This window comes from Salinarimonas sp., from assembly GCF_046292825.1.
GTDB lineage: Bacteria > Pseudomonadota > Alphaproteobacteria > Rhizobiales > Beijerinckiaceae > Salinarimonas.
Genome location: NZ_JBKBQG010000011.1, coordinates 52969 through 69607 on the forward strand (window position 1 = coordinate 52969; position 16639 = coordinate 69607).

Sequence of the window (16639 nt, forward strand, 5' to 3'; positions counted from 1 at the left end):
GGGGTCGGGTGGGGCCCTTCGCTCGAAGAACAATCTCCACCCGGGCCCCACCCGGCGTTTCTCGGCTTCGCCTCGCAAGTCCACCCTCCCCTCCGGGGAGGGATGGGCGCCCGCCTCACTCCGCCGCTTGTCTCTGCGCGCGCCATTGGGCGAGGAGCGCGCGCAGGGCGGCGGGTTTGAGGGGCTTGTTGAGGACGTGGATGTTCTTCGCCGTCGCCTCGTCGCGCACGGGCAGGGTGCGGTCGGCGGTGAGGAGGACGGCGGGGAGGTCGCGCGAGAGCTTCCAGCGCAGGGCCGCGATCGCCTCGATGCCGGTGCCCTCGTCGAGGTGATAATCGGCGATGATCACCTCGACCGGGGCGCCCATCGTCTTGATCCGCTCCTGCGCCTCCTTGAGCGAGGCGGCGGTCGCGACCTGACAGCCCCAGCCGCCGAGCAGCGTGCGCATGCCCTCGAGGATCGCGGGCTCGTTGTCGATCGCGAGCACGCGCAGGCCCGCGAGCGGGGTCATGGGCAGGTTGGGGCTCTCCGCCGGTTGCGCCATCGCCGGCAGCGGCGCCACGACGGGGACGAGGACGCTGAAGCGCGAGCCGCGGCCGGATTCGGAGCGCAGGTCGAGCTTGTGGTCGAGGACGCGCGCGATCCGCTCGACGATCGACAGGCCGAGCCCGAGCCCGCGCGCGACCTTCGCGCCCTGGTCGAGCCGCTGGAATTCGCGGAAGACGATCCGCTGCTTGGAGGCGGGGATGCCGAGGCCGGTGTCGATGACGTCGATGCGCAGCCGCCCCGGCCGCCGCCGCGCGCCCACGAGCACCGTGCCCGACGGCGTGTACTTGACCGCGTTCGAGACGAGGTTCTGCAGGAGGCGGCGCAGGAGCCGCCGATCGGAGCGGATCGTCAGCGAGGAGGGTACGAAGCGCAGGTCGAGACCCTTCTCCGCCGCCACCGGCTCGAACTCGCGGGCGAGCTGCTTCATCATCTCGTCGAGCCGGAAGCTCGACCATTGCGGCTTCATCGCCCCCGTGTCGAGGCGGGAGATGTCGAGGAGCGCCGTGAGGATCTCCTCCACCGCGTCGAGCGAGGCATCGACGTTCTCCGCGAGCGTCGCATCGCCGCCGACGCGGTCTCGCTCGACGAGGGAGGTCGCGTAGAGGCGTGCGGCGTTGAGCGGCTGGAGGATGTCGTGGCTCGCAGCCGCGAGGAAGCGCGTCTTCGAGACGTTCGCCTCCTCCGCCTCCGCCTTCGCGCGGATCAGGGCCTCGTTGAGGCGCGTGAGCTCCTCCGTGCGCTCGGCGACGCGCCGCTCGAGCTCCTCGGCGACGCGCGCGCGCGCCTCCTCCGCCGCCACCGTGTCGGTGACGTCCGTGTAGGTGGTGACGAAACCGCCGCCGGGCAGCGGGTTGGTGCGGATCTCGATGACGCGCTCGCGCGGGTAGAGCCGCAGCCGCACCGGCTCCCGCTCGTGCATGAAGCTGTTGATGCGCGCGGCGATCTGCTCCTCCATCACGCCCGGCCCGTAGGAGCCGCGCTGGGCGTTGAAGCGCACGATCTCGTCGAGGCTGATGCCCACCCGCACGAAATCGGGCGGCAGCTCGTAGAGCGCGACGAAGGCGCGGTTCCAGCACAGGATGTGCAGCCCCGCATCGAGCACGGTGATGCCCTGCTCGGCATGGTCCAGCGCGTGCTGGAGGAGATCGCGGTTCTGCTGGATCGCGGCGGAGGCGTCGTCGAGGAGCTGCAGCGCGTCGCGCGTCGAGACGTTGCGCCGCTTCAGGACGAGCGAGAGCGCGAGGCGGGCCGAGGCCGTGCCGATGGCGGAGGCGAGGAGATGCTCCGCGTAGCGCAGGAGGTGGATGTCGGCCTGCGCCTTCTGGTCGAGCCCCCCGCCCCGCGCGCGCGCGAAGCCCTCGAAGGAGCGGTGCGCGCGCTCCTCGCCGAGATAGCGGGCGACGCTCGCGCGCAGCTCCTCGACCGTCACGGTCGCGCGGAAGAAGCGGAAGGAGGGCGTCGTCGGAAGGTCGGTGCTCGGGATGTAGGCGGCCGCCTGGACGCGCTCGAGGGCGGTGAGCGGGCGCATGTACGAGACGCCGACGTAAGCGAGGATGTTGAGGCCGAGCGACCAGATCACGCCGTGGGTGAGCTCGGGCAGGTCGAGCCCGAAGAGCGCGGTGGGGCGCAGGGCTTCGATGCCGAAGGGGCCTATCGCGAGGATGCCGTCGACCCCGCCCGAGCCCCAGGAGATCGAGGGCAGGAGGAGCGTGTAGCCCCACACCGCGAAGCCGACCGCGAGCCCGGCCGCCGCCCCCGTCGACGTGCCCCGCCGCCAGACGAGGGCCCCGATGAAGGCGGGCGCGATCTGGGCGAGGGCCGCGAAGGCGAGGAGCCCGATCGCCGCCAGCGCCGCGTCCCCGCCCACCCGGTAATAGAGGTAGCCGAGCATGATCACGCTCACGATCGCCACTCGGCGCACGTTGAGCACGAAGCCGCCGAGATCGTCGGCCGCGCGGCCCTTCCCCGGCTTCGCCTCGTCGGGCTCGTTCGAGCGCCGGCGCAGGACGAGCGGCATCACGAGGTGGTTCGAGATCATGATCGCGAGCGCGACCGATTCGACGATCACCATCGCGGTGGCCGCCGAGAGGCCGCCGATGAAGGCGACGAGCGCCATCGCGCTCGCGCCCTGCGCAAGGGGGAGCGCGAGCACGTACATGTCCGGCTCGACCGCGCCGGGCGCGAGCACGTCGCCGCCGACGAGCGCGAGGGGGATGACGAAGATGTTGATGAGGACGAGATAGAGCGGAAACAGCCAGGCCGCGCGGCGCAGGTCCTCGGGCGCGCGGTTCTCGACGACGGCCATGTGAAATTGCCGCGGCAGCATCACGATGGCGAAGGCGGAGAGGAGGGTGAGCGTCGCGACGTAGCCGAGCCCGGACGTCTCCCCGACGAGCGCGCCGAGGGTCTCGAGGCCCTCGGCGGGTCGCGTCAGACGTTCGACGAGGCCGGGCAGCCCGCCGAGATAGACCGCGACGACGAAGAAGCCGACCATGAGGAAGGCGACGAGCTTGACCACGCTCTCGAGCGAGATGGCGAGCACGAGCCCGTTCTGGTGCTCGGTCGCGTCGGCGTGGCGCGTGCCGAAGCCGACCGCGAAGAAGGCGAGCACCACCGAGACGACGAAGGCGAGATCGCCGAAGATCGGGAAGGCGTCGCGCGCATAGGCCATGTTCTCGTCGTTGGCCAGGAACACGTCGAGCGAGGAGGAGACGGCTTTCAGCTGGAGCGCGATGTAGGGGATCGAGCCGACGACCGCGATGACGCAGACGAGCGCCGCGACGCGCTCCGACTTGCCGTAGCGCGCGGCGACGAAATCCGCCACCGAGGTGATGTTCTGGTCCTTGGCGATGGCGACGATGCGCGCGAGCATGCGATAGCCGAGCGCGAAGACCAGGATCGGCCCGACATAGATCGCGAGGAAGTCGAGCCCCGTATTGGTGGCGAGCCCGACCGAGCCGTAGAACGTCCAGGAGGTGCAATAGACCGCGAGCGCGAGCGCATAGATCCACGGCCGCGCCGGCCCCCGCACGAGCGCGCCGCCGGAGCGGTCGCCCCAATGCGCGACCGCGAACAACAGCGAGAGGTAGAAGAGGGCCGTGACGACGACAGCCCAGCCCGGCACCATGACGCACGTTCCATAAGCTCGTGCGCCATTCTAGAGCATGTTCGCGCGACGGAGGAAAGGAATTCCCTCGCCCGCCGCGGACACGGGCCCGATCAGCGCCGCTCGCGGCCGAACAGGACGGCGTCGAGGCCGAGCAGGATGAGGCTCAGCGCGATGAACAGCCCCGCGATGGGGAATGCGCCGACGAGCCCGACCGGGATCGAGGCGAAGAGCAGCATCGGCGCGACCGCGAGCCCGAGCCCGCGCATCAGTCCGCCATTGCCGCGCTCGGCGTCGTCGCGGCGCTCGGCGGACAGAGGCATGGCGGGCAGCGCGGCATGGCGGGCCGGCCGGATCGGCGTGGACGTCTCGTACGCGGACATGGGCGAGAACCCTCCCCGAAGGATCACCGACCCGAGCTTGACGGCTCGAACCTGAATGGCGGCCGAACGAAAGGTTACCGGCCTCTTGCCGTTCGAGGAAGCCAGAAGTCGGTTAACGAAAGCTTGCCGGGATCCGCGGCATTTCGCGCGTCCGGGGGGCGCCGGCGCTCTCCGTTCCCCTTGCGGAAGGTGGTGGCTCGGAGATGTGCGAGGCGGATCGTTGCCAACGGAAGGGTGGCTCGTTGCGGTGTCATCCCGGACGCCGAAGGCGATCCGGGACCCATATCCACAACGTTTCAGTCGCAGCCTGTAGGCTGCGTTTCTCAAACGAAAGCTCCGCAAAGGTCGCGGAACGAGCGCGGCATGCGCGCTCGAATGGTCGTCGAGGTTATGGGTCCCGGGTCCGCTTCGCGGCCCGGGATGACAACCTCCGAAAGAATCACAGGCTTTCAGGAGAAGGAGCGACGCGCGGCCCTCGGGTCTCGACCTCGAGCGCTGCTCCCGACGCTCGAATCCCTTAGCCCTACGGAGCCGGATCCTCCGCGACCCGTCTCCCCCGCATGCGCTCGCGCAGCCGCGCGACCCGCTCCGACGCCCGGGCGCCGAGGACGAGCATCGCTGGGGTGAGGACGAGGGTCAGCACGGTCGCGAAGAACAGCCCGCCCGCGATCGCGCTCGCGAGCTCCGTCCACCATTGCGTCGAGGGGGCGCCGAAGAGGAGCTCGCGCCCGACGATGTCGATGTTGACGCCGATCACCATGGGCATCAGGCCGAGCACCGTCGTCGCGGAGGTGAGCACGACCGGCCGCAGGCGCTGCGCCCCCGTGCGCAGGACGGCCTCCACCGGATCGAGCCCGCGCGTGCGCAGCTGGTTATAGGTGTCGATGAGGACGATGTTGTTGTTCACGACGATGCCGGCGAGCGCGATCACGCCGAGCCCGCCCATCACGACCCCGAAGGGCCGCCCCGTCACCAGGAGCCCGATCAGCACGCCCGCGGTCGAGAACACGATCGCGCTCATCACGAGGAGCGCCTGGTAGATCGAGTTGAACTGCGTGACGAGGATGATCAGCATCAAGAGGATCGCCGCCGCGAAGGCGGTGGTGAGGAATTGCGCGGCCTCGCGCTGGTCCTCGTCCTGGCCGGCGAAGACCACCTCCACGAAGGGCGGCAGCTCGGCCTGCGCGAGCGCGGCGCGCAAGGCGTCGATCCGCTCGCTCGCCAGCAATCCCGTTTCCACGTCCGCGGAGACGTTCATCACGCGCCGCCCGTCGATCCGCTCGATCGTGCCGGTGCGCGGGGCGGGGCGGAAGGTCACGAAATTGCGGATCGGCACGAGGCCCTGGGCGGTCGGCACGCGCAATTGCTCGAGCCTCGCGAGGCTCCGGTCGGTCGCGGGGAAACGGACGCGGATCTCGACCTCGTCGGCGGCGTCCTCGGGGCGGTAGGTCGCGACTTCGAGGCCCGCCGTGAAGAGCTGCACCGCCTGGCCGAGCAGCGTCACGTCGGCGCCGAACCGAGCCGCTTCGGTGCGGTCGACGGCGAGCTCCCACTCGACGCCGGGGAGCGGGCGGTCGTCGGTGACGTCGACGAAGCCGCCGAGCCGGTCCATCACCCGGCGCACCTCCTCGACCGCGGGGCCGAGCGGCGCGCCTTGGCGCTGGGCGACGAGCCGCACCTCGACCGGCTTGCCGGTGCCCGGCCCCTGCTCCTGCTCGCGGATCTCGAGCTGGATCCCGGGAATGTCGGCCGTGCGGGCGCGCACCTCGTCGAGGATCTCGCGCGCAGGCGGGCGGCGGCGCCAATCGACGAGATCGAGCTGGATGATGCCGACGACGTCCTCCGCGAGCGTGCGCGAGCCGCCGACGCCGACCGTGCGGGCATAGACGTGGGCGACGTTCGGATCGTCGAGGAGCCGCGCCTCGACGCGGCGCACGAGCGCGTCGCGCTCCCAGATCGACAGATTGCCGCGCGCCTGGACCTGGACCTGCGCGAATTCCGGCTCGATCGTCGGGAAGAAGGTCACGCCGCGGCCGAACTGGGCATAGGCGAAGCCCGCCCCGATCAGCACCGCGACCGCGATCGCGAGCGTCGTGCCGGGCCAGGCGACCGCTTTGCGCAAGAGGCGCAGATAGGCGCCCGTGGCGCCGGGGATCGCGTCGAGATCGCCGGTCTCGGCGGCGCGGATCGTCTCCGCCTGCGCGCGCGAGCGGGCGCTCGGGCGTCCGAACAGGCCGCCGAGGACGGGGATGAAGACGAGCGCCATCAGGAGCGAGGCGCCGAGGGTCAGCATCACGGTGATCGGCAGGAACTTCATGAACTCGCCGACCACCCCGCCCCAGAACAGCAGGGGCAGGAACACCGCGAGCGTCGTCGCGGTCGCCGCCACGATCGGCCAGGCCATGCGCTTGGCCGCGTAGGCATAGGCCTCGTGCGGACGCACGCCCTCGCTCATGCGCCGGTCGGCGAGCTCCGTCGTCACGATCGCCCCGTCGACGAGCATGCCGACGACGAGGATGAGCGAGAACAGCACGACGATGTTGAGCGTGAAGCCGAGCCCCCAGATGCCGAGGATGCCCGCCAGGAACGCGCCGGGGATCGCGAGGCCGACGAGGAGCCCCGTGCGGATGCCCAGCGTCGCGACGATGACGATCATGACGATCGCGATCGCCGCGAGCACGTTGTTCTCGAGATCGCCGAGCATGGTCTCGACCTGCTCGGATTCGTCCTGGAGGTAGGAGACCGTGAGCGAATCCGGCCAGTCGACGGAGGCCTCCTCGACGAGGGCACGCACCCCCGCCACCGTCTCGATGATGTTGGCGCCGATGCGCTTGCGCACTTCGAGCGCGACCGCCGGCTCGCCGTCGATGCGCGCGAAGCCGTCCGGATCGCGGAAGGTGCGCCGCGGCACCGCGACGTCGGCGAAGGTCACGACCGTGTCGCCGACGACGCGCACCGGCATCGAGAGCACGTCCTCCACGGATTCGATGACGCCCGGCACCTTGAGGACGAGCCGCCCCGCGCCGGTCTCGAGCGCGCCCGCGGCGATCAGCCGGTTGTTGCGCTGGATCTGCTGGACGAGCTCCTCGAAGGAGATGCCGTAGGTCTCGAAGGCGACGGGGTCGATGAGGACTTCGAGCACCTCCTCGCGGTCGCCCCCGATCTCGACCTCGAGCACGCCCGCGAGCGCCTCGATCCGGTCGGAGAGGTCGCGCGCGGTGTTGACGAGGGCGCGCTCGGGGAGCGAGCCCGACAGCACGATCGTGAGCACGGGGAAGAGCGCGATGTTGAGCTCCTGCACCACCGGCTCCTCGGCGCCGGCGGGCAGATCGGGCTGCGCGCGGTCGACCGCCTCGCGGGTGTTCTGGCGCGCGAGCTCGGGCGAGAAACCCGCCTCGAATTCGAGCGTCAGCGAGGCGAAGCCTTCCGCCGCCGTCGCGCGCATCTCGCGCAGACCCTCGAGCGCCTGCAGCTCGCCCTCGAGCGGGCGGATCAGGAGCCGCTCGGCATCCTCGGGCGCGATGCCCTCGTAGGCGACCGAGACGAAGACGATCGGGATCGCGACGTCCGGCGCCGATTCCTTCGGGACCGCGCGATAGCCGACGATGCCGAGCGCCAGGATGAAGACGAACAGGAGCACCACGCTGCGCGTGCGCGAGAAGGCCGCGTCGACGAGCGCCCTCATCGCGTCGCCCCGAGCGCGCCCGTCGGGACCGCGTCGCCCGGCGCGCCGTCGGCCTCGGTCGGCGTCCCCGGTGCGCCCTCGACGACGCGCACGACCTCGCCCTCCTGGACGAAGCCCTGGCCGACGGTGATCAGCAGGATCTCCTCGGGCACGTTCGCGACCCACAGCCCCATCGCCTGCGCCTGGACGATCTCGACCTCGTGGAAGGCGACCGTGCCGTCGGGCTCGACGGTCTTGACGCCCAGGAGCCCCTCGGTCGAGAGCGAAAGGAGGGCAGGGGAGATGAAATGGGCGGGCACGGTCTCGACGGGGATCCGCGTCTCGGCGCTGATGCCGGCGGGGATCGCGCCGTGGGGATTGGGCACGCGGATCTCGACGCGGAACGTGCGCGTCTGCGGGTCGGCGCGGGCGGAGACGAAGGCGACCTCGCCCTCCGCCTGCCGCCCGTCGACGAAGGTGACCTGCGCCGGCAGCCCGATCGCGACCTCGCCGATGCTCTGCTGCGGCACGGCGATCCGCACGACGAGCGGGTCGATGTCGATGAGGCGGGCCACCTCGGAATTCATGGTGACGAAGGCCCCCTCGTCGAAGGCGAATTCGTCCACGATGCCGACGAACGGCGCGAGGATCGTCGCGTTCTCGATCTCGCGCTCGATGCGCGTGCGGGTCGCGACCGCCGAGCTGAGCGCGGTGCGCCGCTCGCGCAGCGTCTGCTCGGCGGCGAAACCGCGCTCGCCGAGCTGGACGGCGGCCTCGTAGGCGGCTTCGCGCTCCTCGACGAGCGCCTGCGCCTCCTCGAGCCGCGAGGGCAGATCGCCGAGGCCGATCCGCGCGACGACGTCGCCCTGCGCGACGCGGCTGCCCTGGGGCGCGACGATCTCCTCGAGCGGCCCCGCGAGTTCGGCGACGAGGCTCGCCTCGCGGCTCGGATGCGCCTCGCCCTGGCTGACGATGTGACGGGTCACCGGCTCGGCCACGAGGCGCCGCGCCTCGACCGCGAAGGGCGCGCGCCCCTCGGCCGCGCGCGGCGCCGCTTGCGGCTCGGGCTCGGCGAAGAGATAGCCGCTCGCGATCCAGGCGACGAGCCCGGCCGCGATCAGGCCGGCGATGAGATAGGAGCGATCCATGGAATCCCACGCTGACGACAGGGCGCGGGTGCGCAAGTCGGGGGCACCCGGCGCCGACTGGGCCAATGCGGGGTAGGGGAGGGTGGTTCCGTCGGGGCTCGTACGGGACGGTACGGCCGGCGGGTCAGATCCGGTAGCCGTTCGAGAGCGCGTCGTCGCGGGCGTTTCAAGCGGCTGTCATCCCGGGCCGCGAAGCGGACCCGGGACCCATATCCTCCGAGGACCGTCCGAGCGCGCATGCCGCGCTCGGTGCACGACCGTGCGGCAGCATCGATCGTCGGAGATACGCAGCCTACAGGCTGCGACCGAGACGTGGTGGTTATGGGTCCCGGATCGCGTTCGGCGTCCGGGATGACACCACTGAGCGAGAGTCCCATGAAAAAACCCGGGACGCGCTCTCCACGCGTCCCGGGCCGATCACGCTTCCCGTCGCTCTCGCGACGGCGTGTTTCACGCCGCGTCGGCGGCGACCTTCATGGAGACGATGCGGTCCGGGTCGCGGACGGGCTCGCCGCGCTTGATCTGGTCGACGTTCTCCATGCCCTCGGTCACCTTGCCCCAGACCGTGTATTGGCGGTCGAGGAAGCGGGCGTCGGTGAAGCAGATGAAGAACTGGCTGTTGGCCGAATGCGGGGCGGAGGTGCGCGCCATCGAGCAGGTGCCGCGTACATGCGGCTCCGCGTTGAACTCGGCCTTCAGGTCCGGATAGGACGAGCCGCCGGTGCCGGTGCCGTTCGGGCAGCCGGTCTGGGCCATGAAGCCCTCGATGACGCGGTGGAAGGCGATGCCGTCGTAGAAGCCTTCGCGGGCGAGCTTCTTGATGCGCTCGACATGGCCCGGCGCGAGATCGGGCCGCAGCTCGATGACGACCTTGCCCTTGGTGGTCTCCATGACGAGGGTGTTCTCGGGATCGGCCATGGCGCGGCCTCCTTTTCTCTCTCTGGCGATTAGTCGGCGATGCGCATCTCGAGGACGCGATCGGGATTGCGCACCATGCCGCTCTGGCCCGAGCCGCGCTCGAGCGCGTCCACCACCTCCATGCCGGAGACGACGTCGCCGACATAGGTGTATTGCCCGTCGAGCCAGGGGCCGCGGTCGAACATGATGAAGAACTGGCTGTTGGCCGAATTCGGGCTCTGCGCGCGCGCCATGCCGATCGAGCCGCGCACGAAGGGCGTGTCCGTGAACTCGGCCTGCAGGTTCGGCAGCTGCGAGCCGCCCGTGCCGGTGCCCGTCGGATCGCCGGTCTGGGCCATGAAGCCGTCGATGACGCGGTGGAAGGGCACGCCGTCGTAGAAGCCCTCGCGGGTGAGCGTGCGCAGGCGCTCCGCATGGGCGGGCGCGAGATCGGGGCGCAGCTCGAGCACCACCTCGCCCTTCGTCGTCGTCATCACGATTCGGTTCTCGTCGGCGGACGCGCCGAGCGCGGGCACGGCGAGAGCGGCGGCGAAGGCGAGTGCGGCGAGCGTTTTCTTCATTGCGATCTCCTCGGGGGCCGCGCGCGGCGGCGTCACGAAAGCTTGGCCTTCAGCGCCGCGACGACGGAGGGCGGCACGAAGGGGGCGACGTCGCCGCCCATCTTGGCGATCTGGCGCACGAGCGTGCCGGTAATGTGGCGCACGCCCGGCGAGGCGGGGAGGAAGACGGTCTGCACGTCGGGGGCCATCGCCGCGTTCATGCCCGCCATCTGCATCTCGTAATCGAGATCGGTGCCGTCGCGCAGGCCGCGCAGGATCACGCTCGCCCCCTCCCGCCGCGCGGCCTCGACCGCGAGCCCGTCGAAGGTCGCGACGTCGATGACGACGGGCAGCGCGAGATCGGCCGCGACCGCGCGGATCATGTCCGCCTTCTCGTCCGGCGAGAACAGAGGCGCCTTGCCGGGATGCACGCCGATGCCGACCACGATGCGGTCGACGAGGCGCGCGCCCTGGACGAGCACGTCGACATGCCCGTTCGTCACGGGGTCGAAGGAGCCTGTATAGAGGGCGGTGCGGCGCATCACGAGAGCTTGGTTAGCCGCTCGCGCGCGCCTCCGCAAGCGCTCAGGGAGCGGGGACCGGCGTCGGCGTTCCCGTCGGGGTCGGCAGGAGCGGAAGGGCGGTCGGCGAGGGGGCCGGTCCGAGGCCCGGCACGAGCGGCGGGACGAAGGGCGCCGGGGCGCGGGCGCGCTCGGCCTCCGCGCGCATCGTCTCGAGGCCGCGATCGATCGCCGCCAACCCGGCACCCGCGGCATGGGCGAGGCCGGCGGCCGCACCGATCGCGAGCGGGTTGCCGATGCCGCTCTCCGCGGCCGCACGACCCGCGAGCGTCCCGACGCGCCAGGCGTCGCCGAGATCCCGGTCGAAGTCGCGCAGCTCGGCGCGGATCGGGGCGGGCACGGCGCCGCCCATCTGGGTGAAGGTCGGCAACCCGCGCTGCGCCATCGCGCCGTCGGCGAAGTGGAGGGCGGTGCGTGCGGCGAGGCTCGCGCGCGGATCGGAATTGCGCAGAAGCGGGCTCGCGTCTTCCGCGGCGACGATGTCGCTCGCGAAACCGATCCGCCGCTCGCCCTTGTAGACGCCGTCGAAGCCGGGACCCTCCGGGTGCTCGGGCAGGCGGTGGCGGACCGAGAGCGTGTAGGCCGCACCGACCGTCGGCGTGCCGACGTGCTCGCGCAGCACGGTATCGTCGAAATGGCCGAGCGCGCGCGAGGCGCCCGCCAGGACCGCTCCGGCGATCGCGACTTGCGGGAGGGGGGCGCGCATCATCGGGACGGACACGGCCTGCCCGAGCGCCGAGGCGGCGGAGAGAACGCCGACGGAACCGGCGATCGTGACGCTCTGGTGGCTCGTCTGCGTCTCGAAATCGACGCCACGGCGCAGCATCGCCGTCAGCGTCGCGGACGGCAGGCGCCCCCGGAACGCGGTGGGGGTCGAGAACGCCATCGCGTTGCTGAAACCGCTCTCCGTCTTCTGGAACAGGCCGCCTTCCCCAACGAGCGGCGCCTCGCCCGCGAGGACGTCGGCGATCGCGCCGCGGTCGACCGTCATCGTGGTGACGACGCTGCGCCGATCGACGGGGACGGTGCTGGTCCAATCGGTCGGCCCCTGGCGGAGCACGGCGGTGACGGAATTGGCGGGCGTGCCGTCCCTCGTCGTGAAGTCGAAGGGACCGTTCACGCCGTGCGCGCCGACCGGCATCGAGACGCCGATCGAGCCGTTGATCGGTGCGCGCCGCGGCAGATCGATTCCGTAGGTGAGGGCGTCCGGCGCGAGGAAGGCGAGAGTCTCGAGCGCGCGGTCGAGGGGACCGGGACCCGGCGCGGCCGCGTTCGGCGCGGGCGTCGGGGCGCTCTCGCTCCGGGCGGGGGGCGTCGGGGTCGGCCTCGGATCGGGGATCGCCGGCGTCGCTCCCGTCTGTGCAGGCACGGGTGCGGTCGCCGTCGGGGTGGGAGTGGCCGTCGAGGGCGTCGGGACCGTCGGAGCCGGCGCGGCGGACAAGGGTGGGGCGCTGCTCGCGGCGGGCGGTCGGCCGGCTGCCGACCCGTTCGACGGGCGCTGCGCGGGGCCGAGATCCTCCGGCGCCTCCCGAGCAGGGCCGGTCGGGCGCGGCGTCGGCCGCCCCGGCCGCTCGACCGGCTCGCCGTCCTGCGGACGCGGCCGGCTGCCGGCCCCTTGGATCGCTCGGGAGAAATCCTTGCCGTCGCGCGCCTCGCGGCGCCCGCTTGCGGCCGAACCGGCGGTGCCGGCATCCTCGATCTTCATGGCGCGCACCTCGCGTCCGAATTGACCGGCGAAGGTTACGCGCCAAGCGGCATAATATCAATCTATATTAGATAATTGAAAGTAATTTAACTATACATAAACTATGTGTCTGACGGTACGGAACCGGGGCGCGTCGGCGGGCATTGGCTCCGACCCTACGGGCCAAGGAGGCAGCCATGGCGGAATTCGGCGGCAAGGTCGCGCTGGTGACGGGCGCAGGGTCGGGAATCGGCAAGGCCTCGGCCGTCCTGCTCGCCCGCGAAGGCGCCGCCGTCGGGGTCCTCTCGGACACGCAAAGCGAGATCGAAGAGACCGCCCGCGAGATCGCGGAGGCCGGCGGGCGGGCGCTGCCGCTCTGCGCCGACGTCTCGGACGCCGCCGCGATGCGCGCGGCGATCGATCGGCTTGCGTCGGAATACGGCCGGCTCGACGTCGTGTTCGCCAATGCCGGCATCAACGGCGTCTGGGCGCCGATCGACGAGCTCGAGCCCGAGGATTGGGACCGGACGATCGCGGTGAACCAGCGCGGGACCTTCCTGACGATCCGCTATGCCGTGCCGCATCTGAAGGCGGCGGGCGGGGGCGCGATCGTCGTGTGCTCGTCGATCAACGGGACCCGCAGCTTCTCCAATGCGGGCACGACGGCCTACAGCGCCACCAAGGCCGCGCAGGTCGCGATGATGCGGGTGCTCGCCCTCGAACTCGCGCCGCACGCCATCCGCGTGAACGCGGTGTGCCCGGGCTGGATCGACACGCAGATCGACGACAACACGCGGCCGCGCAACCTGGAACGGGCGGAATACCCGGTCGAGTTCCCCAAGGGCGAGATCCCGCTCACCGGCGGCCGGCCCGGCTCGAGCTTCGACGTCGCCGAGCTCGTCGCCTTCTTGGCGAGCGAGCGCGCCCGCCACATCACCGGCTCGCCGGTGTGGATCGACGCCGGGGAGTCGATCCTCGTTTGATCCCGCCTCGTTTGATCCCGCCTCGTTTGATCCCGCCTCGTGTGACCCGGCTCAGAGCGCCACGATCGCGATCGAGGCGATGAGCGCGGCGGTTCCGACGAAACCGGCGAGGGCGGCGAGGGCGCTGCCGGCGAGCACGGCGCGGACGACGATCTGCATGGGACCTCCCATCTCGATCCAGCGAAGCCGACCCCCGCCTGAGCGCGGGCCGACTAACCAAAGGTAAGCTTCATTCCGCACCGGCAGGCTTGCGCGAAGCCGTTCGGAAGAGCGCGACCCCCGGAGCCTCGCCCCGGATTGGTTAACGAGAGGTAAAAAACAAAACGATTGAGAGTGCAAGCGCAGCCGGGCGCTCAGCGCGTCTCGCGCGAAAGAAGCCGTTCCAAGAGGGGAACGAGCCGGTCCGGCAGGTAGGGCTTGGCGACGAAATGGGCGCCGTCCGGCAGCGCGCCGCTCGTCTCGTCCGAATGACCGGAGATCATCACGGCGGCGATTCGCGGCCAGCGCGCCCGGGTCGTCGCGACGACGGCGTTCCCGTCGATGGAGCCCGGCACGTGCGCGTCCGCGACGAGGGCGTCGATCGGCTCCTCGCCCTCGAGGAGGCGCAGCGCCGCGTCCGAATCCTCCACGCGCAACACCCGAAAACCGTGATGGCGCAGGAGCGCGCCGATATAGTCGCGCTCGTGCTTCTCCTCCTCGAGCACGAGGACGGTTACCTTGCGATCCGTGTGCTCGCCGCGCATCGTCTCCATGGCCGCCACCTCCCTGAGCGAGACAACGCTCCTGCGCGCGGACGCGTTCGCTAGGGGGAGGGCGCGCCGAAAAAAACCGGTTGCCAGCGTCCGCGGCCCCGGCTAAAAGCACCCCACCAACGCCGAGACGCGCCTTCCCGCGCCTCCGGTGCTCCGCCCAGGTAGCTCAGTTGGTAGAGCATGCGACTGAAAATCGCAGTGTCGGTGGTTCGATTCCGCCCCTGGGCACCATCTTCCTCGTTCTTCCGTCCGGGCCACTTCGATCGGCGCGCATCCGCGCCCGCCGCGCCCCCTCGCGCGTCCTCCGCACGGAACTTCCTGCCGCTTTCCTCTTTGCCCCTCGAAGCCCTGCCCCATCAGTCCGCCGACGCGCCGGCCCGGCTCGTGGGCGGCGAACCGCGAGGTGATCAGGAATGGCAAAGACCGTCGGCGACTTCTTCTGGGAACGCATCTCGGCCTGGGGGGTGAAGCGAATCTTCGGCTATCCGGGCGATGGGATCAACGGGCTCATCGGCGCGCTCGACCGCGCGCAGGATCGGCTGGAATTCGTGCAGTCGCGCCACGAGGAGATGTCGGCCTTCATGGCCTGCGCGCACGCGAAATTCACCGGAGAGGTCGGCGTCTGCCTCGCGACCTCGGGGCCGGGCGCGATCCATCTCCTCAACGGTCTCTACGATGCGCAGCTCGACCATCAGCCCGTCGTCGCGATCGTCGGCCAGCAATCGCGCGCGGCGCTCGGCGGCAACTATCAGCAGGAGGTCGATCTCCTCACCCTGTTCAAGGACGTCGCCGGCGAGTACGTGCACATGGCGTCCTCCCCCGTCCAGATCCGCCACCTCGTCGACCGCGCGATGCGCATCGCCAAGGCCGAGCGGGCCGTGACGTGCATCATCATCCCCAACGACATCCAGGAGATGAACGCCGTCGAGGAGCCGCCGCAGAAGCACGGCACGATCCATTCGGGCGTCGGCTATTCGCCGCCGGTCGTGCTCCCGGCCGACGAGGATCTGAAGCGCGCGGCCGACGTGATCAATGCGGGGAAGAAGGTCGCGATCCTGATCGGCGCGGGCGCGCTGCATGCCGGCGACGAGGTGACGGAGCTCGCCGAGAAGCTCGGCGCGGGCGTCGCCAAGGCGCTCTTGGGCAAGGCGGCGCTCCCCGACGATCTGCCCTTCGTGACGGGCTCGATCGGTCTTCTCGGCACACGGCCGAGCTACGACATGATGATGGGCTGCGACACGCTCCTCATGATCGGCTCGCGCTTCCCCTATTCGGAGTTCCTGCCCCCCGTCGGCCAGGCGCGCGGCGTCCAGATCGACCTCGATCCGAAGATGGTCTCGATCCGCTACCCGATGGAGGTGAACCTCATCGGCGACAGCGCCGGGACCATCCGCAAGCTCCTCCCGCTGCTCGACGCCAAGACGGATCGCTCCTGGCGCGAGGGCATCGAGAAGGGGATCGAGGATTGGTGGAGCGTGCTCGAGGGCCGCGCCATGACGAGCGCCGACCCGATCAACCCGCAGCGCGTGTTCTGGGAATTGTCGCCGCGCCTGCCGGACCGCTGCATCATCACCGCCGATTCGGGCTCGGGCACGAACTGGTTCGCGCGCGACGTGAAGATGCGCAAGGGCATGATGTCCTCGCTCTCCGGCACGCTCGCGACGATGGGGCCGGCGGTGCCCTACGCGATCGCGGCGAAGTTCGCCTACCCGGATCGCCCCGTGGTCGCGATGGTGGGCGACGGGGCGATGCAGATGAACGGCCTCGCCGAGCTGATCACGGTGGGCAAGTACTGGAAGAAATGGGCGAACCCGCAGATGATCTTCCTCGTGCTCGCCAACGGGGATCTCAACCAGGTCACCTGGGAGATGCGCGCTCAAGCCGGCGATCCGAAATTCGAGGCCTCCCAGGAGGTGCCCCGCTTCCCCTTCGCCCGCTATGCCGAGCTCCTCGGCTTCAAGGGCATCTATGTCGACGATCCCGAATCGATCGGGCCCGCTTGGGACGAGGCTTTCGCGGCGAAGGTGCCGGTGGTGCTCGAGGTCGTCACCGATCCGAACGTCCCCCCGCTGCCGCCGCACATCACCTTCGAGAACGCCAAAGCGCTCACCTCGACCCTGCTCACCGGCGACCCGGACGAGGTGAAGATCGTCACGCAGACGGTCAAGGAGATGGTCAACGACTACCTGCCGGGCGGCAAGTCGCGCTGACGCGCCGCGCCGCGGGGCCGGACACGCAGACGAACGGGGCGGACCGCGATCCGCCCCGTTTTCGTGCGGGCGGTCGCGGATCGAAGCCGGGCGCTCGCGCGTTCGAACTGCCGAGCACGATG

Annotated in this window: 11 protein-coding genes and 1 tRNA gene; 3 read left to right on the forward strand and 9 right to left on the reverse strand. The window is 70.6% G+C overall.

What is annotated here, in order from left to right:
- Nucleotides 1-115: 115 nt before the first annotated feature.
- The 8 genes from ACK4UM_RS07915 to ACK4UM_RS07950 form a co-directional block, all read right to left on the reverse strand.
- Complete coding sequence (locus ACK4UM_RS07915) at nt 116-3676, reverse strand: NahK/ErcS family hybrid sensor histidine kinase/response regulator (RefSeq protein WP_409797549.1); 3561 nt, start codon at nt 3674-3676, stop codon at nt 116-118.
- Nucleotides 3677-3768: 92 nt separating this feature from the next.
- Nucleotides 3769-4038, reverse strand: coding sequence for a hypothetical protein (locus tag ACK4UM_RS07920; RefSeq protein ID WP_409797551.1), 270 nt, complete (start codon nt 4036-4038; stop codon nt 3769-3771).
- A 523-nt stretch (nt 4039-4561) separates the two neighbouring features.
- The gene (locus ACK4UM_RS07925) at nt 4562-7723 is read right to left on the reverse strand and encodes an efflux RND transporter permease subunit (RefSeq protein WP_409797553.1); all 3162 of its coding nucleotides are present in this window, start codon (nt 7721-7723) and stop codon (nt 4562-4564) included.
- Nucleotides 7720-8850, reverse strand: a complete 1131-nt coding sequence (locus ACK4UM_RS07930) for an efflux RND transporter periplasmic adaptor subunit (protein ID WP_409797555.1) — start codon at nt 8848-8850, stop codon at nt 7720-7722. The genes ACK4UM_RS07925 and ACK4UM_RS07930 overlap by 4 nt, the downstream gene beginning before the upstream one ends.
- 450 nt (nt 8851-9300) lie before the next feature.
- Complete coding sequence (locus tag ACK4UM_RS07935; protein WP_409797556.1) at nt 9301-9768, reverse strand: peptidylprolyl isomerase; 468 nt, start codon at nt 9766-9768, stop codon at nt 9301-9303.
- A 29-nt stretch (nt 9769-9797) separates the two neighbouring features.
- Nucleotides 9798-10328, reverse strand: a complete 531-nt coding sequence (locus ACK4UM_RS07940) for a peptidylprolyl isomerase (protein WP_409797558.1) — start codon at nt 10326-10328, stop codon at nt 9798-9800.
- A 32-nt stretch (nt 10329-10360) separates the two neighbouring features.
- Complete coding sequence (gene coaD / locus ACK4UM_RS07945; RefSeq protein WP_409797560.1) at nt 10361-10849, reverse strand: pantetheine-phosphate adenylyltransferase; 489 nt, start codon at nt 10847-10849, stop codon at nt 10361-10363.
- A gap of 43 nt (nt 10850-10892) precedes the next feature.
- Nucleotides 10893-12593 (reverse strand): hypothetical protein, encoded by a 1701-nt coding sequence (locus ACK4UM_RS07950; RefSeq protein ID WP_409797562.1) that lies wholly within the window; start codon nt 12591-12593, stop codon nt 10893-10895.
- Between the two features lie 176 nt (nt 12594-12769).
- On the opposite strand from ACK4UM_RS07950, the gene ACK4UM_RS07955 reads away from it, so the two are divergent.
- A complete protein-coding gene (locus tag ACK4UM_RS07955) occupies nt 12770-13555 on the forward strand; it encodes an SDR family oxidoreductase (RefSeq protein WP_409797564.1) in 786 nt (261 codons plus the stop codon).
- A gap of 353 nt (nt 13556-13908) precedes the next feature.
- Here the strand turns inward: ACK4UM_RS07955 and ACK4UM_RS07960 are convergent, their stop codons facing one another.
- Complete coding sequence (locus ACK4UM_RS07960; protein ID WP_409797566.1) at nt 13909-14307, reverse strand: response regulator; 399 nt, start codon at nt 14305-14307, stop codon at nt 13909-13911.
- Between the two features lie 155 nt (nt 14308-14462).
- On the opposite strand from ACK4UM_RS07960, the gene ACK4UM_RS07965 reads away from it, so the two are divergent.
- Both ACK4UM_RS07965 and ACK4UM_RS07970 read left to right on the forward strand, forming a co-directional pair.
- Nucleotides 14463-14538: transfer RNA gene (locus ACK4UM_RS07965), tRNA-Phe, on the forward strand.
- 182 nt (nt 14539-14720) lie between these two features.
- Nucleotides 14721-16517, forward strand: coding sequence for a thiamine pyrophosphate-requiring protein (locus ACK4UM_RS07970; RefSeq protein WP_409797568.1), 1797 nt, complete (start codon nt 14721-14723; stop codon nt 16515-16517).
- Nucleotides 16518-16639 lie beyond the last annotated feature (122 nt).